The 22,848-nt window shown below is 63.5% G+C and carries 22 protein-coding genes and 1 riboswitch; of the genes, 13 read left to right on the plus strand and 9 right to left on the minus strand.

Annotated features, from left to right (window positions below; all coding sequences use genetic code 11):
• From YP76_RS09210 to YP76_RS09225, 4 genes are all read left to right on the plus strand, one after another.
• Positions 1 to 277: IS5 family transposase (locus YP76_RS09210; RefSeq protein ID WP_046763332.1), on the plus strand; the 277-nt coding region annotated here is incomplete at its 5' end.
• A gap of 375 nt (positions 278 to 652) precedes the next feature.
• Entirely contained in the window at positions 653 to 3,478 is a 2,826-nt protein-coding gene (locus YP76_RS09215) for a TonB-dependent receptor domain-containing protein (RefSeq protein ID WP_046763333.1), read from the plus strand.
• A 142-nt stretch (positions 3,479 to 3,620) separates the two neighbouring features.
• Positions 3,621 to 5,516 carry a molecular chaperone HtpG gene (gene htpG / locus YP76_RS09220; protein ID WP_046763334.1) on the plus strand — a complete coding sequence of 632 codons (1,896 nt, stop codon included), beginning with the start codon at positions 3,621 to 3,623 and terminating at the stop codon, positions 5,514 to 5,516.
• Between the two features lie 144 nt (positions 5,517 to 5,660).
• A complete protein-coding gene (locus tag YP76_RS09225) occupies positions 5,661 to 6,917 on the plus strand; it encodes an NAD(P)/FAD-dependent oxidoreductase (RefSeq protein WP_046763335.1) in 1,257 nt (418 codons plus the stop codon).
• Between the two features lie 12 nt (positions 6,918 to 6,929).
• Here the strand turns inward: YP76_RS09225 and YP76_RS09230 are convergent, their stop codons facing one another.
• The gene (locus YP76_RS09230; protein WP_046763336.1) at positions 6,930 to 7,430 is read right to left on the minus strand and encodes a 2'-5' RNA ligase family protein; all 501 of its coding nucleotides are present in this window, start codon (positions 7,428 to 7,430) and stop codon (positions 6,930 to 6,932) included.
• A gap of 110 nt (positions 7,431 to 7,540) precedes the next feature.
• Between YP76_RS09230 and YP76_RS09235 the strand changes: the two genes are divergently transcribed.
• Entirely contained in the window at positions 7,541 to 7,960 is a 420-nt protein-coding gene (locus tag YP76_RS09235; RefSeq protein ID WP_046763655.1) for a hypothetical protein, read from the plus strand.
• On the opposite strand, the gene YP76_RS09240 is transcribed toward YP76_RS09235, so the two are convergent.
• The 6 genes from YP76_RS09240 to fabD form a co-directional block, all read right to left on the minus strand.
• On the minus strand, positions 7,957 to 8,880 hold the full coding sequence (locus YP76_RS09240) for a homoserine O-succinyltransferase (RefSeq protein ID WP_046763337.1): 924 nt from the start codon (positions 8,878 to 8,880) through the stop codon (positions 7,957 to 7,959). The two genes, YP76_RS09235 and YP76_RS09240, sit on opposite strands and share 4 nt — an antisense overlap.
• A gap of 42 nt (positions 8,881 to 8,922) precedes the next feature.
• Positions 8,923 to 9,029: riboswitch (SAM-I-IV-variant riboswitch) on the minus strand.
• A gap of 59 nt (positions 9,030 to 9,088) precedes the next feature.
• Complete coding sequence (mltG, locus tag YP76_RS09245; RefSeq protein ID WP_046763338.1) at positions 9,089 to 10,060, minus strand: endolytic transglycosylase MltG; 972 nt, start codon at positions 10,058 to 10,060, stop codon at positions 9,089 to 9,091.
• A gap of 10 nt (positions 10,061 to 10,070) precedes the next feature.
• Positions 10,071 to 11,330: a beta-ketoacyl-ACP synthase II gene (gene fabF / locus YP76_RS09250; protein WP_046763339.1), complete on the minus strand. Its 1,260-nt coding sequence runs from the start codon at positions 11,328 to 11,330 to the stop codon at positions 10,071 to 10,073.
• A gap of 179 nt (positions 11,331 to 11,509) precedes the next feature.
• Positions 11,510 to 11,743, minus strand: coding sequence for an acyl carrier protein (locus YP76_RS09255; protein WP_007689016.1), 234 nt, complete (start codon positions 11,741 to 11,743; stop codon positions 11,510 to 11,512).
• 229 nt (positions 11,744 to 11,972) lie between these two features.
• On the minus strand, positions 11,973 to 12,713 hold the full coding sequence (gene fabG, locus YP76_RS09260) for a 3-oxoacyl-[acyl-carrier-protein] reductase (RefSeq protein ID WP_046763340.1): 741 nt from the start codon (positions 12,711 to 12,713) through the stop codon (positions 11,973 to 11,975).
• A 22-nt stretch (positions 12,714 to 12,735) separates the two neighbouring features.
• Entirely contained in the window at positions 12,736 to 13,671 is a 936-nt protein-coding gene (gene fabD / locus YP76_RS09265) for an ACP S-malonyltransferase (protein ID WP_046763656.1), read from the minus strand.
• A 128-nt stretch (positions 13,672 to 13,799) separates the two neighbouring features.
• Here fabD and YP76_RS09270 point away from each other — a divergent pair, with 128 nt between their 5' ends.
• The 5 genes from YP76_RS09270 to YP76_RS09290 all read left to right on the plus strand — a co-directional run bounded on the left by YP76_RS09270 (position 13,800) and on the right by YP76_RS09290 (position 19,304).
• The gene (locus tag YP76_RS09270; RefSeq protein WP_084733095.1) at positions 13,800 to 15,287 is read left to right on the plus strand and encodes an efflux transporter outer membrane subunit; all 1,488 of its coding nucleotides are present in this window, start codon (positions 13,800 to 13,802) and stop codon (positions 15,285 to 15,287) included.
• The gene (locus YP76_RS09275) at positions 15,277 to 16,809 is read left to right on the plus strand and encodes an efflux RND transporter periplasmic adaptor subunit (RefSeq protein WP_046763341.1); all 1,533 of its coding nucleotides are present in this window, start codon (positions 15,277 to 15,279) and stop codon (positions 16,807 to 16,809) included. Before YP76_RS09270 ends, YP76_RS09275 begins: the two co-directional genes overlap by 11 nt.
• 4 nt (positions 16,810 to 16,813) lie before the next feature.
• A complete protein-coding gene (locus tag YP76_RS09280) occupies positions 16,814 to 17,515 on the plus strand; it encodes an ABC transporter ATP-binding protein (RefSeq protein ID WP_046763342.1) in 702 nt (233 codons plus the stop codon).
• Positions 17,515 to 18,720, plus strand: a complete 1,206-nt coding sequence (locus YP76_RS09285; RefSeq protein WP_046763343.1) for an ABC transporter permease — start codon at positions 17,515 to 17,517, stop codon at positions 18,718 to 18,720. The genes YP76_RS09280 and YP76_RS09285 overlap by 1 nt, the downstream gene beginning before the upstream one ends.
• Positions 18,721 to 18,941: 221 nt before the next feature.
• On the plus strand, positions 18,942 to 19,304 hold the full coding sequence (locus YP76_RS09290) for an RcnB family protein (RefSeq protein WP_046763344.1): 363 nt from the start codon (positions 18,942 to 18,944) through the stop codon (positions 19,302 to 19,304).
• 41 nt (positions 19,305 to 19,345) lie between these two features.
• Here the strand turns inward: YP76_RS09290 and YP76_RS09295 are convergent, their stop codons facing one another.
• Positions 19,346 to 20,749 carry a GntP family permease gene (locus tag YP76_RS09295; RefSeq protein ID WP_046763345.1) on the minus strand — a complete coding sequence of 468 codons (1,404 nt, stop codon included), beginning with the start codon at positions 20,747 to 20,749 and terminating at the stop codon, positions 19,346 to 19,348.
• A 218-nt stretch (positions 20,750 to 20,967) separates the two neighbouring features.
• Here YP76_RS09295 and rpsF point away from each other — a divergent pair, with 218 nt between their 5' ends.
• Genes rpsF through rplI form a run of 3 tightly spaced genes read left to right on the plus strand, consistent with a single transcriptional unit; the run spans position 20,968 to position 22,238 of the window.
• On the plus strand, positions 20,968 to 21,390 hold the full coding sequence (gene rpsF, locus YP76_RS09300) for a 30S ribosomal protein S6 (protein ID WP_046763346.1): 423 nt from the start codon (positions 20,968 to 20,970) through the stop codon (positions 21,388 to 21,390).
• Positions 21,391 to 21,403: 13 nt separating this feature from the next.
• Positions 21,404 to 21,628, plus strand: coding sequence for a 30S ribosomal protein S18 (gene rpsR, locus YP76_RS09305; protein ID WP_004212076.1), 225 nt, complete (start codon positions 21,404 to 21,406; stop codon positions 21,626 to 21,628).
• Positions 21,629 to 21,641: 13 nt separating this feature from the next.
• Positions 21,642 to 22,238 (plus strand): 50S ribosomal protein L9, encoded by a 597-nt coding sequence (gene rplI / locus YP76_RS09310; protein WP_046763347.1) that lies wholly within the window; start codon positions 21,642 to 21,644, stop codon positions 22,236 to 22,238.
• Positions 22,239 to 22,383: 145 nt separating this feature from the next.
• On the opposite strand, the gene YP76_RS09315 is transcribed toward rplI, so the two are convergent.
• The gene (locus tag YP76_RS09315; protein WP_046763348.1) at positions 22,384 to 22,800 is read right to left on the minus strand and encodes a response regulator; all 417 of its coding nucleotides are present in this window, start codon (positions 22,798 to 22,800) and stop codon (positions 22,384 to 22,386) included.
• Positions 22,801 to 22,848: the final 48 nt, after the last annotated feature.

Genomic DNA, 22,848 nt, shown 5'->3' on the forward strand with positions numbered 1-22,848 from the left:
CGCCTGGGTCGATCAGGGGTATACCGGCGAGCGTGCCGCGCAGGCCGCCGAACGGCACGGCATCACCCTGGAAGTTGTCAAATTACCCGAGGCGAAGCGCGGCTTTGTTCTCCTTCCCCGTCGATGGGTCGTCGAACGTTCCTTCGCATGGGCAACCAAATTCCGCAGGCTCGTCAAGGATTACGAACGATATGCCCAAACCCTCGCAGGGCTACATGTCGTCGCTTTCGCTTGCCTCATGATCAGGCAAGTCGCCGCTCTCACCGCAGATTCATAACAGTCTCTAGGCCGCACAAGCTGAGCCACGGGCGGGACAACGGAGCGGTACCGCGCCGCCCGCATGCCCGTATCACATATCGGCGGCGGCGCGCGGATGCGCGCTTCTCGGCCTTGCCTGCCGTTGCATGTCCATGAAGATCATCGTTACTGGCATCGTCGGGTTCGCCGGTCGCTTCCGGAAAAATTGTCGACCCCTGGATTTTTGAAATCCACCCCAAAGCTGCGTCGACCTTATTTACCGCGCACAATTTTGTTGCTGATTAGCAACATTATCGAAAAAAAGCTTCTACATTGGTGCAAGATAACACAAGTATGATTGCCAGGGTGATGTAGACGGACAACACTCCGCAAGTCTATTTTGTGGGGAGTCATCATGCGCAAAAAGAATAGTCTGAAATATGGCGTCGTCATGTCGGTCCTGATCGGGGCGACACCGGTTCTGGCCCAGACAGCTCCTCAGGAAGACGAGGGCGTTTCCATCATCGTTACGGGTTCCCGCATCCGTCAGAACCCGCTGAATCAAGACAAGCCGGTCGTGACCGTCGATCAGGAAGCGATCGGACGGACGGGCCTGTCCTCTGTCGCAGACGTTCTCCAGCGTATTCCCAGCGCCGCCGGCGGATTGAACACCAAGGTCAATAATGCCGGCAATATCGGCGGCCCGCCCGACGGCACCGGCGTCAGCTCCGGCTCGGCGGAAGTCGATCTGCGTTATCTGGGTGCCAAGCGCACGCTGATCCTGGTTGACGGCATGCGTTATGTAAACGGTTCTGCCGCCGGTGGCATTCCCGCTTCGGTAGACCTCAACACCATTCCCGCCAACATGATCGAACGGGTGGAAGTACTCCAGTCCGGCGCATCGCCGCTTTATGGCACCGATGCCATTGCCGGCGTCGTCAACATCATTACCAAACAATCGCAAAAAGGGCTGGACTTTTCCGCACAATTCGGAACCTACCGCCAGGGTGACGGCGACACCTGGGACATCAATGCCAGCTACGGCATACAGACTGACCGTACCTCGCTGGTCTTCGGCGCAAACTATGTGAAGCAGAGCGGCGTCAGCACCGCTGACCGCTCCATCTCGCAATGGCCGACGCCGGGTGCCACGAGTTGCGCCGCGGGTGGCTGTTCCAGCGCCACGCCCAACGGCCGGTACGATGTTCTGGGCCAAAGCCTGACGCTGAGCGCGCCAGTCATCGGTCGCAATCCCACGCTGGCAGACTATCGCAACTATAGCAGCAGCACGGACTCGTTCAATTTCGCGCCCTATAATTATCTTCTGACGCCGTCCGAACGCTATGGCGCCTTCGTCAATTTCAAGGGAGAATTGAACGACAGCGTCAACCTGCGCACGCGCTTCGTCTATCAACATCGCAATTCGACGACCCAGGCGGCATTCCTGCCGCTGTTCATCGGACCGGATGCGGGCAACGGCAATCTGCTCGACACCATTTCGGTCGACGTCACCAACCCTTATAATCCCTTCGGCGTGACGCTGTCGTCGGGCGCCAACGGGACTCCGGCCAATTATTCCACCATTCGGCGGCGCTTCGTGGAAGGCGGCCAGCGCACCTTCAGCCAGGATGTCGACACGCTGACCATGGCGGCGACGCTGGACGGTTCGTTCGACGTCGGGGATCATAAATGGTATTGGGACGTCAACGGCGTCTACGGCATCAACGACGCGCACCAGGTCTTCACCGGCAATCTCAACGCCGCCAGGCTGGCTCAGGCGCTGGGTCCGGTGGGGAATTGCACCGGCCCCTGCGTGCCCTTCAACATATTCGGTGGAGCGGGGTCGATCACCCAGGCGATGCTGGACTATGTGACCTTCGACGAGAAGGACAAGAGCGAACAGCGACTTTGGGACTTCACGGCAAACCTGTCGGGCGAATTGTTCAATCTTCCGGCAGGCCCCGTCGGTGTCGCCATCGGCTATGAACATCGCGACCAGAAGGCATCCTATAGTCCCGATCCGATCATCGTCGCGGGATTGGGTGCGGACGTACCGACCAGCCCGGCGCGGGGCGGTTTCAACGTCGATGAAGTCTATGGCGAAATCCGGATACCGATCCTGGCCGACACGCCCTTCTTCCAGAAACTGGACCTGAATGGCGCTGTACGTCATTCCAACTATTCCAGCTTCGGCAGCAATACGACGATGACTGTCTCCGGCCTGTGGAAACCGACGCGCGACCTGCTGCTGCGCGGCGGCTATGCGGAGAGCTTGCGCGCACCGAGCATCGGCGAGCTTTATGCGGGTCTGTCGCGGACCGACGCCACCATCGACGATCCGTGCACCAGCGCACCGGGCGGCTCCTTCACGACCAACGCCACCGTCCGCGCCAACTGCATCGCCAATGGCGTACCTGCAAGCGGCAGCTATGCCGAACCGACAGGTGGGCAGTTGGGCGTCTTCTCGCAAGGGTCGACCGCTCTGAAGCCGGAAACGGCGAAGACCTGGACGGCGGGCGGCGTCTACAGCCCGGCCTGGGCGCGGAACAGCGGCTTTGCCAGCACGCTCAGCCTGGAAATCAACTATTACAACATCCGGCTGAAGAATGCGATCGACTCGGTTCCCGCGTCGCTGACGCTGCGCCGCTGCGCCTTCGACGCCGATCCGGTGAGCTGCGCCGCGATCACCCGCACCGCCAACGGCAATGTCGCGGGCATCAGCGGGCGGCTGCTCAACCTGAACGCGATCCGCACGGACGGGCTGGACGGCTCCTTCATCTATCGTTCGCCTGCCATTTCCGACGGGACGATCGGATTGACCGTCAATGCCGCCTATCTGATCAAATATGACGTCCTGCCGCCGTCGGACCTCAATGCCCCGCCGCAGAAATTCGCCGGCACGGAACGCGGCAGCACGGATCAGGCCTATCCCCGTTTCAAGCTGAACGCGACGCTCGACTGGTCGACCGACGGCTATGGCGCCTCCTTCACCGGGCGTTATATCAGCAAGGTGGATGAACGGGACGGCGTGCACAGCATGGGCAGCACCTTCTATGGCGACATCCAGCTTTATTTCTCGCCAAGCTGGATGGATCACCGGGCGCGGCTGACGCTTGGCGTCAACAATCTCTTCGACAAGGATCCGCCGGCCTGCTTCACGTGCGACAGCGCCAATTTCGATCCCACCACCTATGATATACCGGGACAGTTCGGATATCTGCGCCTGTCCTACAAGATGTAAGCCCCAGCGACTGAGGGTGCCGAAAAGCGCCCTCAGTCGCCTGCATGGGCATTTGATTTTCAGGCCATGCAAGGCTTGAAAGACGGCTCTGTCCCCGCCATCTGACGGTCCGGATTCACCAGGGAGAGCCTTCTATACTGCCATGACCATCTCTACCGGCACCGCACCCGAAACCCGTTCCTTCGAGGCCGACGTCGCCAGGCTGCTGCACATGATGGTGCACTCAGTCTATTCGGACAAGGACGTCTTCCTGCGCGAGCTGATCTCCAATGCGGCCGACGCCTGCGAAAAGCTGCGCTATGAACTGCTCAGCGATCCGGCGCTCGCCGGGGATGACGGACAGCCGCGCATCACCGTCACGATCGATCCCGACGCACGCCAGCTCATCGTGGAAGATAATGGCATCGGCATGAGCGAGGTCGAACTGGCCGAAGCGCTGGGCACCATCGCACGATCGGGCACGCGGGCCTTCATGGAACGCGTCACGGCTGCCAAGGAGGGAAACAGGGAAGGAGAAGGCGCGCAACTCATCGGCCAGTTCGGCGTCGGATTCTATTCCGCCTTCATGGTCGCGGACAAGGTAGACGTCTTTTCCCGCCGTGCCGGGGCCGATACTGCCGCCCACTGGGCATCGGAGGGCCTGGGCAGCTACACCATCCAGCTTGTCGACCCGGCCGAGGGACCCGCGCGCGGCACCCGCATCATCCTCCACCTGAAGGATGACGCGAAAAGCTACACCGAACAATTCACCACCCAACGCATCATCACCGCGCAATCGGGCCATGTCCCCGTCCCCATCTTCCTCAAGGAAAAGCCGGATGCGGAGGAAAAGCAGATAGCGGACGGCGCAGCGCTCTGGACCCGGCCGAAGTCGGACATCACGGCGGAGGAATATACCGACTTCTACCGCAGCGCCGCCGGTCAGTTCGACGAACCTGCGCTGACCCTTCATTACCGTGCGGAGGGGCTGCACGAATATTCGGTGCTCGCCTTCCTGCCCTCCACGCGTCCGTTCGACCTGTTCGATCCGGATCGTGCCGGCCGCATGAAGCTCTATGTCCGCCGCGTCTTCATCACCGACGAGGCACAGATATTGCCGCGCTACCTGCGCTTCGTGCGCGGGCTGGTCGACAGCAACGACCTGCCGCTCAACGTCTCTCGCGAGATGATCCAGGAAAGCCCGGTCCTTTCCGCCATCCAGAAGGGTGTGGCCAACCGCATCCTTTCCGAACTGGACAAGCTGGCCGAGAAGGATAGCGAGGCCTATCGCAAATTCTGGGACGATTTCGGCGCGGTGCTGAAGGAAGGGCTGTACGAGGACTTCGCCCGGCGGGAAACGCTGCTCGGCCTTGCGCGCTTCAAGACCACCGCGGGTGGGGAGGATTGGCGCTCGCTCAAGGACTATGTGGAAGCGATCAAGGACAATCAGACGGCGATCTACTACGCCACCGGGACGGATCTCGACCGCCTTTCCTCCTCGCCCCAGTTGGAGGGCTTCCGCGCCCGCGGGATCGAGGTGCTGCTGCTCACCGATCAGGTCGACAGCTTCTGGGTCACGGCAGGCGTGGACTATCAGGGCAAGCCGTTCAAGTCGGTGACGCAGGGCCTGGCCGACCTCAGCCTGATCCCGCTGGCCGACGGCGAAGCGCCCGCCACACAGGCATCGGCGGAGGTCGACGGCTTCATCGCCTATGTCAAGGATGTGCTGGGCGAGGAGGTCTCCGACGTCCGCGCGTCGGAACGGCTGACGGAAAGCGCCGTCTGCCTGGTCGCGCCGGACAATGCGATGGATCGTCAGCTCGAAAAGCTGCTGGCGGGCGCGGGCCGGCTCGACAATGCGGCCAAGCCGGTGCTGGAGATCAATCCGCGCCATGAACTGATCGTCCGGCTCGGGACATTGCCGCAGGATAGCAGCCTGCGCGAGGATGCCGCGCGCCTGTTACTGGATGAGGCCCGGATCGCGGATGGTGAGCTTCCGGCTGACCCGCGCGCCTTTTCCGCGCGCCTCGCCCGCATGATCGGTGGCGCGATCCAATAAGTGCCGCGATCCAATAGGTGCAAGGCGGCCGGGAACGGCCGGCCGCCGACCCGATAATGGCGATGTCGAACGACAATAGGCTTGCCAGTCCCGCGAAAGCGCGCCAAGCACGCGGCAATGGGAAAATGAGGGGATAGCGCGTCGATGAGCTACTATGACGTTCTGATCGTGGGTGCGGGACATGCCGGGGCACAGGCGGGCATTTCGCTGCGCCAACTCGGCTTCGAAGGCTCGATCGCGATGGTTGGCGACGAGAAGGATCCGCCCTATGAGCGTCCGCCGCTGTCCAAGGAATATTTCGCGGGCGACAAGAGCTTCGACCGCATCCTGATCCGCCCGGCCAGCTTCTGGGAAGAGCGCAAGATCGACATGCTGCTGGGCCATCGGGTGAAGTCCGTCGATCCGGTGGGCAAGTTCGTGACCGTGGGCGGCAAGGAAACGGGCGGCAAGGAAACGGGCGACGGGGAAATCGGCTATGGCAAGCTGATCTGGGCGACCGGCGGCTCCCCGCGAATGCTGACCTGCAACGGCGCCGACGCGCCCAACGTCCATGCCGTCCGCCGCCGCGACGATGTCGACGCGATGATGGCGAAGATCGACCAGATCAATCATGTGACCGTCATCGGCGGCGGTTATATCGGGCTGGAGGCTGCTGCCGTCCTGTCGAAATTCGGCAAGAAGGTCGTGCTGCTCGAAGCGCTCGATCGCGTGCTGGCGCGCGTGGCGGGCGAGGAACTGTCGCGCTTCTACGAGGCGGAACATCGCGCCCATGGCGTCGACCTGCGCACCGGCGCGCGGATGGACTGTATCGAAGTCTCCGACGGGAAGGCGACCGCCGTGCTGATGCAGGATGGCGAGCGGATCGCAACCGACATGGTGATCGTCGGCATCGGCATCATTCCCGAAACCGGCCCGCTGATCGCGGCGGGTGCGGTGGGCGGCAATGGCGTCGACGTGGACGAATATTGCCGCACCAGCCTGCCCGACATCTATGCGGTGGGCGATTGCGCGGCGCATGCCAACAGCTTCGCCCGCGGCGCGCAGATCCGGCTGGAATCCGTGCAGAACGCCAATGACCAGGCGAAGACGGCCGTGGCCCACATCATGGGCAAGGAAGAACCCTATCATGCGGTGCCGTGGTTCTGGTCGAACCAATACGACCTCAAGCTCCAGACCGTGGGCCTGTCGACCGGCCACGACCAGACCATATTGCGCGGCGATCCGGCGACCCGCAGCTTTTCCGTCCTGTACATGAAGGGCGGCAAGCTGATCGCGCTCGACTGCGTCAATGCGGTCAAGGATTATGTGCAGGGCCGCGCCCATGTGATCTCCGGCGCGGTGCTGGATCAGGCGCAGCTTGCCGATCCGGCGGTGCCGCTCAAGGAAGTGGACCTCGCCTGACCGTGGCGAAGGTCAGCCCCGAAAGCTGGCCTTCATCGCCAATTCCCAGGGTCCGCCGCGATAATGCCAAGCCGCAAGGCCCGCGATCGCGAGCGGCCGTGGGCAGAAATCTTGCCGCAATTCGGCTGCGAGCGCCCTGGCCTGGGCTGGTTCGACCTTGTTCTGTACCGTGACGTGAAAGCGCGGCCGTCCCTGATCCTGCGGCATCAGCAGGCCGGCCAGGGCTTCCGCCAGTTCCTCGCGCATCGCCATCAGTTCGGGGCTTTCCACCCGATAGGCGACGCCCCGCCCCAACAACATCACTTCGGTCAGGCTCGCAGCGGGCGGCAAACCTGCGCAGAGTTGTTTCAACCGCCGCGCCAATTCCTCCAGGGCCGAGGGCGGCAGATGATGGAACAATGTGATATGTGCCGGGACCAGGTTGCGATCAGGCGGAAAATGGGCCCGGCGCAAGCCTTCGGCCCAGCCGAAATCCGCCGCACCCATCAATGCCGTCACGATGATCGGCGCCATCCGAGTCTCAGCAGCCAAGGACCGGCTTCTCCTTTCGCAAAATCCCGCCCGGCGCTATGATCCGCACGAGCGGCGCCGACAGGCCGGCCGCCGACAACGGGGGAACTGCCATGACTGCACCGCGATCCTTCCGGGCCATCGGGATCATATTGCTGCTCTGGAACCTGATGGGCGTCATCGCCTTCATCCTGCAATATAGCGCCGACCTCGACCAATTGGCGAAGACCGATCCCTACACCGCCCGCATTTTCGCGGCCATGCCCGTCTGGGTCTGGGCAGCCTATGCGATCGCGGTGGGTGCCGGTTCATTGGGCGCTATCATGCTGCTGCTCCGCAAGGCCGCCGCGGCGCCCCTGTTCCTCATTTCCATCGTCGGCGTGATCGTGCAGTTCGGCTACAGCTTCATCCATACCGACCTGCTGGCGGTGAAGGGCTTCACGGCCGCGATCTTCCCGGCGGTGATCCTGGTCATCGCGATCTTCCAGTGGCGCTATGCCAGCACCCAGCTCGCCAAGCGCATCCTGCGTTAGGCTGCGGTCAGCGCCGGCTGTCCGACCGCGCCCAGATCGAAGGGAACGGTCTGGTAGATTTCGTTGATCCAATTGCCGAACAGCAGATGTGCATGGCTGCGCCAATGATTCAGCGGCGGCTGCGCCGGATCGTCGCCGGGGAAATAATGGGCCGGCAACTGCCCGGCCCCATCGCGGGCATATTCATCGGCCAGCGTCAGCGTGTCATATTCCAGATGATTGAACATGTGCAGGAAGCCGCGCCCCGGATCACCGATCAGACAGAGGCCCGATTCATCGCTTTCGGCCAATATCTGCAAACCCCGCCCTTCAGGAATGTCAGCCCGCCGCACTTCGGACCAGCGTGACACGGGTACGCAGAAATCATCCGAAAAGCCCCGCATCCAGGGTGACGAAGGCACATGATTGTGATGGCGGAATACACCGAACGCCTTCCGTTCCAGCGCATGCTTCTCCACGCCATGGAAATGATGCAGCGCCGCCTGCGCCGCCCAGCAGATACTGAGGGAGCGGTGGACATGGGTCTGGGTCCAGTCGAAAATGGCCCTCAATTCATCCCAATAGCTCACCTCTTCGAAGGGCAGCGTTTCCACCGGCGCTCCTGTTATGATGAAGCCGTCGAACCGCTCGTCCCGCACATCGGTCCAGGGGCGATAGAAGGACGCCATATGGTCGGCGGACGTGTTGCGCGACACATGGTCGCTGATTCGCACCAAGGTCAGTTCCACCTGTAGCGGCGTCGCGCCCAGCAACCGGGCGAGCTGCGTTTCCGTGCTGATCTTGTTCGGCATGAGGTTGAGCAGCGCGATCCGCAACGGGCGGATGTCCTGCCGCACGGCATCGACCTCACGCATGACGTCGACACCCTCGGCCTCCAGCGTGCGGCGGGCGGGCAGGTCGTCGGCTATCTTGATCGGCACTTCACGTCATTCCTTGTTCCGGAGCGACGCTGACGATGTGGCTTGGGTCCGCTTGGTTGCCGGATCGGCCACATCCTCCCTTCGGGAGTGCCACCTTGCCCGGATCGGCAGGTTGGCGTTGGGCGTCGCCCCAACTCTTGATGCTGACGCCCATCTAAGCGCGCCCTTCCGGTTTGGCAATCCTTGCTTTACCGAAGAAAAGGAAAACTTACAGCTCGCCGCGCGCGCGCCGGATCTCGAACCATTTGCGCACATTCTCATTATGCTCTTGCAGCGTGTCGGCAAAGATATGCCCGCCCTTGCCATCCGCGACGAAGTAGAGCGCCTTCGTCTCCGCCGGATGCAGCACCGCCAATATCGACAGCCGCCCCGGATTGGCGATCGGCCCCTTCGGCAGCCCGGTCATCGCATAGGTGTTATAGTCGTTGACCGCCGCGATCTCCGACTTCTTGATCCGCCGCCCCAACGGCTTTCCCCTGGTGATCGGATAGATGATCGTCGGGTCCGCCTGCAACATCATGCGCGCCTTCAGGCGGTTGCCATAGACCCCGGCCACGGTCGGCCGCTCCGATGGCACGGCTGTTTCCTTCTCCACGATACTGGCAAGGATGATCGCCTCTTCCGGTGTCCTGGCAACTGCGTTGGGCGCCCGCTCCGCCCACATCTTCTCCAGCGCCTTGTCCATAGCGGATTGCATGCGCTTCAACACCGCCGCCCGGCTCTCGCCCTTGTCGAAGGCATAGCTGTCGGGCATCACGCTGCCCTCTTCGGGCACCGCTATATCGCCGGTCAGCTCCTCATTTGCCTTCAGTCGTTCATAGACGAGGATCGATGGCATCCCCTCTGGTATGGTCACCAGCCGGGTCAGCGTCTTGCCGCCGCCCAATATCCTGAAGATGTCGCTGTTGCTGGCGCCCTTGGGGATCAGGAATTCGCCCGCCTTGATCGACTTGCCGCGTCCGAAGACCTTGGCGCGGGTCAGGAAAGCGTCGGCGGAGCGCACCGCGCCCTTCTGCTTGAGCAGCACGGCGGCATCGGCGAGCGTCGCGCCATCGGGCACGACGACCGTCACATCCCTGGTCGCGGGCCCCGCCTCCGTCCATCCATGAACGAAACGGAATGCCACGAAGGCCGTGACGGCCAGGCCGATCAGCAATATGGACCAGCCAAGCCGTCGCATCCGTCTCGTCTCAGACCGCCTTCATGATCAGCGACGCGTTGGTCCCGCCGAAACCGAACGAATTGTTCAGCACCGCGCGCACCTTGCGCTCCTTGGCGACGTGCGGGACCAGGTCCACGCCCTTGCAGCTTTCGCTCGGCTCGTCGAGGTTGAGCGTCGGCGGCACGATCTGGTCGCGCAACGCCAGGATGCAGAAGATGCTCTCCACCGCGCCCGCGCCGCCCAGCAAGTGGCCGATGGCCGACTTGGTCGAACTCATCGACATGGTGCTGAGATGCTCGCCGAACAGACGCTTCACCGCGCCCAGTTCCAGTTCGTCCCCCAAAGGCGTCGAAGTGCCATGCGCGTTCACATAATCGATGTCGGCCAGCGAAAGGCCCGACTTCTTGAGCGCCATTTCCATCGAGCGGTAACCGCCATTGCCTTCCGGATGGGGGGCGGTGACGTGATAGGCATCGCCCGACAGACCATAGCCGATGACTTCGGCATAGATTTTCGCGCCGCGCGCCTTGGCCCGCTCATATTCCTCCAGCACGACCACGCCCGCGCCCTCGCCCATGACGAAGCCGTCACGGTTGACGTCATAGGGGCGCGAAGCCTTTTCCGGCTGATCGTTGAAGGCGGTCGACAGCGCCCGGGCCTGCGCGAATCCGGCAATGCCGATCGGGCAGATCGCACCTTCCGCGCCGCCCGCCAGCATCACGTCGGCATCGTCCATCGCGATCATGCGCGCAGCGTCGCCGATCGAATGCGCGCCCGTCGAGCAGGCCGTCACGACCGCATGGTTCGGCCCCATCAGGCCATATTTGATCGAAACCTGGCCCGAGATGAGATTGATCAACCGTCCATGCACGAAGTGCGGCGACACGCGGCCCGGCCCCTTGTTGGCCAGCACCAGCGATTCGCTCTCGATGCCCGGCAGTCCACCGATGCCCGAACCGATCGAGCAACCGGCGCGCAGCCGCTCTTCCTCGCTCATATTGTCGAGACCCGCATCGCGCAGCGCCTGGCTGGCGGCGGAAATGCCATAGACGATGAACGGGTCCACCTGCCGCTGGATCTTGTGATCGACATCCAGCCCCGCATCATAGCCATATTCATGATCGGCCGGCTTCACTTCGCAGGCGATACGGCATTTATATTCGCTGGCGTCGAAGCGCGTGATCGTCGCCGCGCCGGATTTGGACGCGATGATGTTCTTCCAGGTCGTTTCCACATCCCCGCCGAGCGGGCTGACCATGCCAAGGCCGGTGACGACAACACGACGCATATGCTTGCTCCGAAAATTCTCTTTGGCTCAACGCCGCTCATCTAGCCATTCAAGACGGTCTTGTGAACGGGGGACCAGATACGAAAAGGCTCCCCAAGACCCGGTTTTTGCCGGACAGGAGGAGCCATTCCCTTTGAAACGCAGCGGCCATCTGTTTTCAGACAGGCCGCCCGACGCTCTTACTGCTTGCTGTCGATATAATCGATGGCATCCTTGACGGTGGCGATCTTCTCGGCCGCATCGTCAGGGATTTCGACGCCGAATTCTTCCTCGAACGCCATCACCAGCTCGACGATATCCAGGCTGTCAGCGCCCAGATCGTCGATGAAGCTCGCATCCTCGGTCACCTTTTCGGCTTCGACGCCCAGATGCTCGACGACGATTTTCTTTACGCGATCCGCGGTCTCACTCATGAGTGGTCCTTTTTACTGGGTATCGTTGATGGTTCTGAATATCTGTTAAGGCAAAGCCCTAGAGGCAAGCCCCTACAGAGGCAAGAGGCAAGAGACAATCGGGAAACGCACACCCGCTCGCCTGCATTCGACTCCCTGACCCCGATGGCACAGGGCGAGAGCTTTGCAAATGCCCAAAATTTTTGACGAAATCACGAAAGAGATGGAATAATTCATCTCTCCCGCGCCTTCAAATCATCGCCATGCCGCCATTGACGTGCAGGGTCTGGCCGGTGACATAACCGGCTTCCCTGCTCGCCAGATAGACGACGGCCGCGCCGATATCCTCGCCCGCGCCCAGGTCGCCCGCCGGAATCCTGGTGAGAATCGCGCTCTTCTGCGCATCGTTGAGCGCGTCGGTCATGGCCGACCGGATGAAGCCGGGCGCCACGCAATTGACGGTGATGCCCCGGCTCGCCAATTCCTGGCCCAGCGACTTGGACATGCCGATGATGCCGGCCTTGGACGCGGCATAATTGGCCTGTCCCGGATTGCCCGTCACGCCCACGACCGAGGTGATGGAGATGATGCGACCGAAACGCGCCTTCATCATCGGCTTGGCAGCCGCGCGGGCGAGCCGGAACGCCGCCTCCAGATTGACGGAGATCACGTCCGACCATTCCTCGTCCTTCATGCGCAGGATGAGGTTGTCGCGGGTGATGCCGGCATTGTTGACGAGGATGTCGATCTTGCCGCCCAGCGCCTCGACCGCCTGCCCTACCAGCGCGTCGACCGCCGCCGGATCGGAGAGGTTGCACACGAGAATCTTGTGATCGCCGCCCAATTCCGCCGCGAAAGCCTTCAGCTTCTCCTCGTTGCTCCCCGAAAGGGCGAGCGTGGCGCCCTGCGCGGCCAGCGCCCTGGCAATGGCGGACCCGATGCCCCCCGAAGCGCCGGTCACCAGCGCGGTCATGCCTGACAGATCGAACATGTCTCTTATCCTTTGATTCCGTTCAGAAAGCGGCCAGCGCCGCCTCGATATCGTCCATCGTCACGATGCTGCGCACGGTCGCGTCGGGCGCGATGCGCTTCACCATCGGTCCCAGCACCTTGCCGCCCAGCTCGACGAATTCGGTCACGCCCGCGTCCCACATGGCGGCAACGGATTCGCGCCAGCGCACCCGGCCCGTCACCTGCTCCACCAGCCGCAGCTTGATCTCTTCCGGATCGGCGATCGCGCTCGCGAGCACATTGGCATAGACCGGCAGCAGCGGCGTGTTGATCGCCGCCTTGGCCAGGGCCTCCTCCATCGCCTCGGCGGCGGGCTGCATCAGCGGGCAGTGGAAGGGCGCCGACACCGGCAGCAGCACGCCGCGCTTGATGCCATGATCCTTGACCAGCGCCACCGCACGCTCGATCGCGCCGCGATGGCCGGAAATCACCACCTGCGTCGGGTCGTTGTCATTGGCGACGGTGCAGACCTCGCCCTCGGCCGCCGCGTCGGCCAGCGCCTGCGCCTTCTCGATGTCGGCGCCCAGCAGCGCCGCCATGGCGCCCTCGCCCACCGGCACGGCCGCCTGCATGGCCCTGCCGCGCAGCTTGAGCAGCTTCGCCGTGGTGCCGATGTCGAACGCCTCCGCCGCACAGAGCGCGCTATATTCGCCCAGCGAGTGCCCGGCGACGAAATCGCCCTTCTCGGCCAGCGAAAAACCGCCCTCCCTCTGCATCACCCGCAGGGTCGCCAGCGCGTTCGCCATGATCGCGGGCTGCGCATTTTCCGTCAGCGTCAGGTCGCTTTCCGGCCCTTCCACCATGATGCGGAACAAATGCTGCGACAGAGCGTCATCGACCTCCTGAAACAGCTCCTTCGCGGCCGGGCTCGCATCGGCCAGCGCCTTGCCCATGCCGACCGACTGGCTGCCCTGTCCCGGAAAAAGAAATGCCCTCATCATCCACCTTCTGACACGCGCGCTTTTCCAAAAGCGCAATTTTTCAAAGTCGTTACACTTTGAGACACAAATGCCGTTGAGCCCCCCGGCCCATTTCGGCACTTCTCTCTGGACGACCGCCTTTAACGATGACGGAGTATAAGGAAAAGGTGCGATATCGCATTGGATGGATCACGGGAACGGCGCTGACCCTGTCGGCCTGCGCGGCGGGCCCTGACTATCGCGCCCCCGCTCCCGCCACGCTCGGCGTGCCTCCCGTTTACAGCCAGGGCGAAACCGGGGCTGTCGATGAAGCCGGCCTTGCCAGCTGGTGGACGCGCCTTGGCGATCCGACGCTCAGCGGGCTCATCGAGCGGGCGATCGCCAACAATCTCGACATTGTGCAGGCTCAGGCACGGCTCCGCCAAGCGCGGGAATCGCTGCGCCAGGCAAGGGCGGCTTTCCTTCCGCAAGTGAACGGCTCGGCCAGCGGCGGGCGCAATTACAGCAACCAGGATGCCGGCGGACGCCTCGACCCCAGCGGCAATCCGATAGGCGGCGGTTCCTCCAACTGGTCGAGCAGCTATTCGGTCGGCGCCAATGCAAGCTGGCAGGTCGACCTGTTCGGCGAACTCTCCCGCTCCGCGCAGGCCGCCCGCGCCGACCTTGCCGCTTCGGGCTATGACCTCGCCAATGTGCGGATGACGATCATCTCCGAACTCGTCACCAATTATGTTCAGGCGCGGCTGGCACAGGAACAGTTGCGCGTCGCCCGCGAAACGCAGGCGATCCAGCAGGATAATTACAGGATCGCCGCCTGGCGGCTTCAGGCGGGCCTCGTCTCCTCCCTGGACGAGCAGCAGGCCAAGGCGCAACTCGCCCAGACCAACGCCACCATCCCGCAACTGGAAGCCAGCCTGAGGGGCAGCCTCAACCGCATCGCCGTCCTCACCGGACAGGCGCCGGGCGAGGCCACCCGCACCCTCGAAACCCCCGCACCGATCCCGACCGCTTCGACACAGATCGCCGTCGGCATCCCCGCCGACACGCTGCGCCAGCGACCCGACGTCCGCTCCGCCGAGCGTGCGCTCGCCGCCGCCACGGCCCGGATCGGCGTGGCGCAGGCGCAACTTTATCCCTCGCTCGGGATCAGCGGCAACATCGGCACCACGTCGAACAGCTTCAAGGACCTGTTCAGCCTGATCACCGGCGGCATCTTCGCCAATGTCGCGCAGCTGATCTTCGACGGCGGCCGCCTCGCCTCGCAAGTCCGCTCGCAAAGGGCCGCCACCGAGGGCGCCTTCGCCGCCTATAAGCAGTCCGTGCTGACCGCGCTGGAGGATGTGGAGAACGCCATGGCCTCCCTCTCCAGCGCCCGCGCCCGCAAGGCCGCGTTCGCCACCGCCTACGAAGCCTCGAACAATGCCGCGATCATGGCCCGCAGCCAGTATCAGTCCGGCCTGATCGACTTCCAGACGCTTTCCCAGACCGAAAACACGCTTCTGAGCGCGCGCAACAGCCTGGCCGCCGCGCAATCGGACGAGGTGCTCGCGATCGCCCAGCTCTACAATGCGCTGGGCGGCGGCTGGCAGGATATGGAAAAATCGTCCCCAATGAGCAAAAACAATGAGCAATGATGTGACGACCGATCAGGGCCTCGACGACTTTCTGGGCGCGAAACCCGAAAAACCGTGGCGCAAATGGGCGATCCGGAGCGGCATCGGGATCATCCTGCTGATCCTGATATTGTTGCTCGCGCACTGCTTCGCGGGCGAAGACAAGCCCAATTATGCGACGCGGGAGGCGCGCAAGGGCGACCTCACCGTCTCCGTCTCCGCCACCGGGAACCTCAAGCCCATCAACCAGGTCGATGTCGGCTCCGAACAGTCGGGCAAGATCACGGCGGTCTATGTCGACGTCAACGACCGCGTGACCCAGGGACAGAAGCTGGCCGAACTCGACACCCGCCGCCTGGTCGACACGATCAACCAGACCCGCGCGCAGGTCGCCTCTTCGGAGGCCAGCGTCGCGCAGGCACAGGCGCAGGCCGCGCTCGCCAAAGCGACTCTCGACCGCCAACTCAACGTCTTCAAGCTCTCCGGCGGCCGCGTGCCCGCGAAGACCGAACTGGATGCGGCCCGCGCCGATTACAGCTCCGCCCTCGCCAACCTCCGTTCGGCGCAGGCCCAGGTCCGCGTCTCGCAGGCGCAGCTTTCGACCGCCCAGACCAACCTTTCCATCGCCCAGATCGTTTCGCCCGTCACCGGCGTCGTCCTTTCGCGCGACATCGAACCGGGCCAGACCGTCGCCGCCTCCCTCAACGCCCCGGTCCTCTTCACCATCGCGGAGGACCTCACCAAGATGGAGGTGGAGGTTTCGGTCGACGAAGCGGACGTGGGCCAGGTGAAGGAAGGCCAAAGCGCCAATTTCTCGGTCGATGCCTTTCCCGGCCGCACGTTCCCCGCCAAGGTGACGCGGGTCAATGTCGGTTCGAACAGCGCCAGCAGCAGCTCCTCTTCCTCATCGAGCGGCAGCACGGCCAGCAGCACCAGCGGCACGGTCGTCGCCTATACGGCGGTGCTCTCGGTCGACAATGAACAGGAAATCCTGCGCCCCGGCATGACGGCCACGGCGGACATCGTGACGCAGGAACTGCATGACGTGCTGCTGGTCCCCAACAGCGCCCTCCGTTTCAAGCCCAGCGCGGGCAACAGGGACGGCGGTATCACCAGCCAGATCGTCCCCGGTCCCCGCCGCTTCCGCCGTGGCGGCGCCAGCCGTCAGGTCAGCTTCGGCATCGGCAGCAGCCAGACCGTCTATATCGTGGGAGCAGACGGCGATCCCAAGGCGGTGCAAGTGACCGTCGGCGCCAGCGACGGCGCACGTACGGTCATCACCGGCGGCGACCTCAAGCCCGGCATGCGCGTCATCACCGGCCAGCTCGCCAGCGGCCAGCAGGCTCCGGCAGAGGATCAGGCAACGGATGGCGGATCACGGGACGGCAAGCCCCGCGACCGCTCCACCGACGGCAGCCCCGCGACGGTCGGAAAGCTTGGAAATTCCGGCGATTCGAAGCCGGAAACCGCACCCCTCACCCCTCAGCCGCCACAGTCCCGGACGATGGAACCGCGCGGCACCGGCCGCAACGGCGGAACGTGATCGGATGGCCGACGATCCTATCATCTCCCTGCGCGGCGTGACCAAGGTCTACGGCTCGGGGCCCACCGCCTTCCAGGCCTTGAAGGGCATCGATCTCGACATCGCACAGGGTGATTTCGTGGCAGTGATGGGACCTTCCGGGTCCGGCAAGTCGACGACGATGAACATTCTGGGCTGCCTCGACGTACCATCGGGCGGCGAATTCCTGTTCAAGGGCCGCCATGTCGAACGGCTCGACCGCGACCAGCGCGCCCTGCTGCGCCGCCGCTATCTCGGCTTCGTGTTCCAGGGCTTCAACCTGCTCTCGCGCACCACGGCGCTGGAGAATGTCGAACTTCCCTTGCTCTATCGGGGGGAAGACAAGAAGACACGGTATGATTCCGGCATGGCCGCGCTCGACAAGGTGGGCCTGAAGGACTGGTGGGACCATACGCCCGCTGAGCTTTCCGGCGGGCAGCAGCAGCGCGTCGCCATCGCGCGCGCCATCGTGACCCAGCCCGACGTGCTGCTGGCCGACGAGCCGACCGGCAATCTCGATTCGGAACGCTCGGTGGAGATCATGGAACTGCTGACCGATCTCAACCGCAACAGCGGGATCACCGTGCTGATGGTGACGCATGAACCCGACATGGCCGCCTTCGCCCGTACCATCGTCCACTTCAAGGACGGTCTTGTGGAGAGCGTCGAATATGGGGTGAAGGCCTGATGCTGGGCACCACCGTCATCCTCGCCTTCCGCGCGATCAACCGGCACAAGCTGCGCAGCTTCCTCACCACGCTCGGCATCATCATCGGCGTGGCGGCGGTCGTCACCATGGTGACGCTGGGCAACGGGGCCACGGCCGCCGTGCGCGAACAGATCAGTTCGCTGGGCGCCAACGTCCTGCAACTTCGCCCTGGCCAGGGATTCGGCCGCGGCGGCGGCGGTCCGCGCCCCCCGGACTTCAAGCCCGCCGATCTTGCGGCGATAGAAAACCAGCTCACCGGCGTCCGCGCCGTCGCCCCCATGGTCCAGTCGAGCGGCACGGCCATCTACGAGGGCAGCAACTGGTCGACCACCGTCTACGGCACCACCGCCGCCTATTTCGAGGTGCAAAGCTGGAAAGCCGACACCGGCCGCCTCTTCATGCCGGAGGAGGAGGAGGCGGGGAAACCCGTCTGCATCATCGGCAACACGGTCCGCACCAATCTCTTCCAGGGCAATGACCCCGTCGGCAAGCGGATACGCATCAAGGGTGTTTCCTGCCAGGTCATCGGTGCGCTGGCCACGCGTGGACAGGGCGGCTTCGGCGATCAGGACGATGTCGTCGTCATGCCCATCAAGTTCGTCCAGCGCCGCTTCACCGGCGACCGCGACATCAGCCAGATCATGGTCGCGGTCGACGACGCCTATGACACCAGCACCGTGCAGACCAGCCTTGAGGAACTGATGCGCGAACGGCGCAAGGTGAAGCCGGGCGCGGAGGATAATTTCAACGTCTTCGACACCAAGCAGATCAGCGACACGCTGACCGGCACCACCACGATATTGACGCAGATCGTGGCGGCGGTGGCGGCGATATCCCTGCTGGTCGGGGGCATCGGCATCATGAACATCATGCTCGTCTCCGTGACCGAGCGCACCCGCGAGATCGGCATCCGCCTCGCCATCGGCGCCGTCGCCCGCGAGGTGTTGATGCAGTTTCTGGTCGAAGCCATCGTCCTCTCCTGCCTTGGCGGCCTGATCGGTCTGTTCCTGGCGCTGATAGCCTCGCTCGCCATCGCCCCGCTGATGCAGGTGCCCTTCATCTTCGACGTCAAGGTGAACCTGATCGCCTTCCTCTTTTCCGCCGCCATCGGTGTCGTCTTCGGCTATTTCCCCGCTCGCCGTGCCGCCGCGCTCAACCCGATCGACGCGCTGCGTCATGAATGACCGGCAAGATCCTGCATGGCTCGCCACATTCCGTACAGTCATGCGGCAAGCATCTTTCCCTGGGAAATAATCGTTCATGAACAGATATTCAGACTAAATCCGTTTCCATTACACTTTTCGACAAACTCCGCCATGCCGCGACACATCCCTGCGACAGGCCCCTCCTAAATCTGATTTCAACGCCGGACAGCGGCGCAGAAATCGAAGCAAGGAGCAACGACATGATGAAGAAGTTTCTGATGGCCCTGGCCGCCACCACGATGGTCGCCAGCCCGATGATCACCGCGCAGGCGCAGGCCGCGCCGCATCGCGAGGAAACCCGCATCGTCAAGCAAGGCCCGCACGGCCGCATGGTGGTCAAGCAGAAGACCGTGGTCCGCAAGGACGATCACCGCCGCTGGGCCAAGGGACAGCGCTTCGACCGCCGCTACGCGCACAATTATCGCGTCATCGACAATTATCGCGGCTACCGTCTGAAGGCCCCGCCGCGGGGCTATCACTGGGTCCGGTCGGGCAATGACGCGGTCCTGGTCGCGATCACCAGCGGCATCATCGCCTCGATCATCACCGGCGCGATCCGCTAAACCAAAAGACGCTCCGGAGCCGGGTCTCCGGGGCGTCTTTTCTATACCAGCCCCGTCAGATAATAGACCGCGATCACCACGAACACGGTGAAGGTCTTGATCAGCGTCAGCGCGAAAATATCCTTGTAAGCCTGCCGATGGGTCAATCCCGTCACTGCCAGCAGGGTGATGATCGCCCCATTATGCGGCAGGCTGTCCATGCCCCCGCTTGCCATCGATGCGACCCGATGCAGCACCTCGCGCGGGATTCCGGCCGCATCGCCCGCCGCCGTGAACTGCTCCGCCATCGCCGCCAGCGCGATCGACAGCCCGCCCGAGGCCGATCCCGTGATCCCGGCCAGCGACGTCACGGTGATCGCCTCATTCACCAGCGGATTGGGCACCGCCTTCAGCGCCTCCTTCACCACCAGAAAGCCCGGCAGCGCCGCGATCACCGCCCCGAAACCATATTCGACCGCCGTGTTCATCCCCGCCAGCAGGGCTCCGCCCACGGCCGCTTTCGACCCATCGGCAAAGCGCCGGGCCACCGGCCGGAAAGCGAAGAGCAGGATCGTCGCGATCCCCGCCAGCAGCGCGCCCTCCACGGCCCAGAGCGCCGCCACCTGTGCCACCTTCACCGTCACCGGCTCGGACAGGCCGATCAGCGACACACCGACTTCTTCCCCCGGCACCATGCGCGGGATCATCATGGTCAGCGCCAGATTGCCCAGACCGACCACCAGCAAAGGCAGCAGCGCGATCAGCGGATGCACCCCGCCCTGCTCGCCGGCCACGGCTTCCGGCTCGTTCACCAGCGTCTCCGGCGCGCCATAGCCCTCTCCCGCCGCCATAAGCCTGGCTTTGCGCCAGCCCAGATAGGTCAACCCCAACCCCGTGATGCACAGGGACCCGATCAGCCCCAGCACCGGCGCCGCCCAGGCGGTGGTCCCGAAGAAACTGGTCGGGATGATATTCTGGATCTGCGGCGTCCCAGGCATCGCATCCATGGTGAAGGTGATGGCGCCAAGGCCGATCGTCGCGGGCACCAGCCGCTTGGGAATATTGCCCTGCCGGAACATCTCGGCAGCGAAGGGATAGACGGCGAACACCGCCACGAAGACCGAAACCCCGCCATAGGTCAGCAGCGCCGTCACCAGCATGATCGCCGGGATCGCCTGCCTCGCCCCGACCAGCCGGACCACCGCCGTCACGATCGCACGCGAAAAGCCCGAAATCTCGATCAGCTTGCCGAACAGCGCGCCCAGCAGGAACACGGGGAAATAGAGCTTCAGGAAGCTTCCCACCTTCTCCATGAAGAGACCCGAAAACACCGCAGGCACGGCGGAAGGATCAGTCAGGAACACCGCCAGCATGGCCAGCAACGGCGCCATCACTATGACGCTCATCCCCCGATAGGCCGCGATCATCAGCAATATCAGCGACAAGGCCGCGATCCCGACCGCCATTCCATTCTCCCCTTTTCGCGTCGTTGTCCAACCTCTATGCAAGCGGCGGGGCAACGCCAAGTCTCCCTTGCCTTTCTCCTGCATTTCCGTCATAGGCGCCGCTTCGCACGGCTCCGGGGTGACTCGGAGGCGCGCGATTGAATGCTTGAGACGACAGCCGGAGGGGCGTTCCGCATGGGGCGGACGTCAGCGATCGGCCAACAGATGAGGCAATACCCATGGCTCTTTACGAGCATGTGTTCCTTGCGCGCCAGGATCTGGCACAGGCGCAGGTGGACGCTCTGGCGGAAACCGCCACCAAGATCGTCGAGGATAATGCTGGCAAGGTGACCAAGGTGGAAACCTGGGGCCTGCGTTCGCTCGCTTACAAGATCGCCAAGAACCGCAAGGCTCATTATGTGATGCTGAACATCGACGCCCCCGCGGGTGTCGTTGCGGAACTGGAGCGCCAGACCCAGATCAACGAAGACATCATCCGCTACATGACCATCAAGGTCGATGAGCTGGAAGCCGGTCCGTCGGTCATGATGCGCAAGCAGGAACGCGCCGAGCGTGGTCCGCGCGGCGATCGTGGCGACCGTGGTCCCCGCGAAGACCGTGGCCCGCGCCGTGAGCGCGAAGAAGCCGCCGCCGGCGAATAAGGAGATCTGAACAATGGCACGCCCGTTTTTCCGCCGCCGCAAGAGCTGCCCCTTCGCCGCCAAGGATGCGCCGAAGATCGATTATAAGGACGTTCGTCTGCTCCAGGGCTTCGTGTCCGAGCGCGGCAAGATCGTCCCCAGCCGCATCACCGCGGTTTCCGCCAAGAAGCAGCGCGAGCTGGCCCAGGCCATCAAGCGCGCCCGTCATCTGGGCCTGCTGCCCTACATCGTGAAGTGAGGGAGTAAGACTCATGGAAATCATTCTCCTTGAACGGATCGAGAAGCTGGGCGCCATCGGTGACGTCGTCACCGTGAAGGACGGTTACGCCCGTAACTATCTGCTGCCCAACAAGAAGGCGCTGCGTTCGAACGCCGCCAACAAGAAGGTGTTCGAAGCCAACCGCGCGAAGATCGAAGCCGACAACGCCGCCCGCCGCTCCGACGCCGAAAAGGCTGCCGAAGGCGTCAACGGCAAGCAGATCGTCCTGATCCGCCAGTCGTCCAACGCCGGCCACCTCTATGGTTCGGTCGCCGTCCGTGACGTCGTCGAAGCCCTCCACGCCGATGGCGTCACCAACGTCACCAAGGCGATGGTCGTTCTGGAACGCCCGATCAAGACGCTCGGCGTGTTCGACGTCAAGGTCGCGCTGCACCCCGAAGTCGCCGTCACCATCACGGTGAACGTCGCCCGCTCGCCGGAAGAGGCTGACCTTCAGGCGCAGGGCGTCGACGTGATGGCCGACCTGTTCGAAAAGGACGAGGCTGGCTTCACCGAAGATTATGATCCGAATGCGGAACCCGGCGAGATCGCCGTGGAAGCCGAAGAAGCTCCGGCCGAAGAAGCCTGAGCCTCAGCATCGGACTGAACAGAAAAGCCGCCCTCACCGGGCGGCTTTTTTGTTGGATATGACGACAGTCGATGACCAAAATTCATGCGTTGCCGACGCATAAAAGGCCCCAAAACCCGCGGCCTTTCTTTCCCTCCCGTCCCGTTCAGGCCGCCAACATCACCGGCTGAACCTGCACCATGCCGCGCGCCACATCCTTGATCAGCCCGATGAACCTGGCTGCCTCGCGCGCGATCATCGCCTTGTTGAAGCAGGCCGCCGCTCCCCGATCCAGCGCCTCGCCCGTGATCGGCGCCCCGTCGCGCATCAGGCTGGACAGCATGATGACGGGGCGCGGGTCCATGTCCATGATCTCGTCCAATATGGTCATGCCGTCCTTCCCCGGCATGGCGACGTCCAGCGTCACCACATCGGGCCGGTGCAGCCGGACAAGATCGATCGCCTCGTCCCCGTCGCGGGCGATCCCCACCACTTCGAAACGCCGGTCGCGCTCCAGCAGCGTTTCGATCATCGCACGGATGGTCAAGGAATCGTCGACCACCACTATCCGTATCGGTTTCATGCCCCGGACCTTTCCCGATCTGTCATGACGATCATAACGGACCGGGAG

It is taken from the genome of Sphingobium chungbukense, assembly GCF_001005725.1.
Taxonomy (GTDB): Bacteria; Pseudomonadota; Alphaproteobacteria; order Sphingomonadales; family Sphingomonadaceae; genus Sphingobium; species Sphingobium chungbukense.

Bases quoted from the DNA above. Each gene is read 5' to 3' on its own strand.
- htpG (WP_046763334.1), top strand. From the start codon at position 3,621: ATGACCATCTCTACCGGCACCGCACCCGAAACCCGTTCCTTCGAGGCC.
- YP76_RS09280 (WP_046763342.1), top strand. From the start codon at position 16,814: ATGGCCGACGATCCTATCATCTCCCTGCGCGGCGTGACCAAGGTCTAC.
- YP76_RS09215 (WP_046763333.1), top strand. From the start codon at position 653: ATGCGCAAAAAGAATAGTCTGAAATATGGCGTCGTCATGTCGGTCCTG.
- fabG (WP_046763340.1), bottom strand. From the start codon at position 12,713: ATGTTCGATCTGTCAGGCATGACCGCGCTGGTGACCGGCGCTTCGGGG.
- YP76_RS09235 (WP_046763655.1), top strand. From the start codon at position 7,541: ATGACTGCACCGCGATCCTTCCGGGCCATCGGGATCATATTGCTGCTC.
- YP76_RS09270 (WP_084733095.1), top strand. From the start codon at position 13,800: ATGACGGAGTATAAGGAAAAGGTGCGATATCGCATTGGATGGATCACG.
- YP76_RS09225 (WP_046763335.1), top strand. From the start codon at position 5,661: ATGAGCTACTATGACGTTCTGATCGTGGGTGCGGGACATGCCGGGGCA.
- YP76_RS09295 (WP_046763345.1), bottom strand. From the start codon at position 20,749: ATGGCGGTCGGGATCGCGGCCTTGTCGCTGATATTGCTGATGATCGCG.
- YP76_RS09275 (WP_046763341.1), top strand. From the start codon at position 15,277: ATGAGCAATGATGTGACGACCGATCAGGGCCTCGACGACTTTCTGGGC.
- YP76_RS09230 (WP_046763336.1), bottom strand. From the start codon at position 7,430: ATGGCGCCGATCATCGTGACGGCATTGATGGGTGCGGCGGATTTCGGC.
- YP76_RS09255 (WP_007689016.1), bottom strand. From the start codon at position 11,743: ATGAGTGAGACCGCGGATCGCGTAAAGAAAATCGTCGTCGAGCATCTG.
- rpsR (WP_004212076.1), top strand. From the start codon at position 21,404: ATGGCACGCCCGTTTTTCCGCCGCCGCAAGAGCTGCCCCTTCGCCGCC.
- fabD (WP_046763656.1), bottom strand. From the start codon at position 13,671: ATGAGGGCATTTCTTTTTCCGGGACAGGGCAGCCAGTCGGTCGGCATG.
- YP76_RS09315 (WP_046763348.1), bottom strand. From the start codon at position 22,800: ATGAAACCGATACGGATAGTGGTGGTCGACGATTCCTTGACCATCCGT.
- mltG (WP_046763338.1), bottom strand. From the start codon at position 10,060: ATGCGACGGCTTGGCTGGTCCATATTGCTGATCGGCCTGGCCGTCACG.
- YP76_RS09290 (WP_046763344.1), top strand. From the start codon at position 18,942: ATGATGAAGAAGTTTCTGATGGCCCTGGCCGCCACCACGATGGTCGCC.
- fabF (WP_046763339.1), bottom strand. From the start codon at position 11,330: ATGCGTCGTGTTGTCGTCACCGGCCTTGGCATGGTCAGCCCGCTCGGC.
- rpsF (WP_046763346.1), top strand. From the start codon at position 20,968: ATGGCTCTTTACGAGCATGTGTTCCTTGCGCGCCAGGATCTGGCACAG.
- rplI (WP_046763347.1), top strand. From the start codon at position 21,642: ATGGAAATCATTCTCCTTGAACGGATCGAGAAGCTGGGCGCCATCGGT.
- YP76_RS09285 (WP_046763343.1), top strand. From the start codon at position 17,515: ATGCTGGGCACCACCGTCATCCTCGCCTTCCGCGCGATCAACCGGCAC.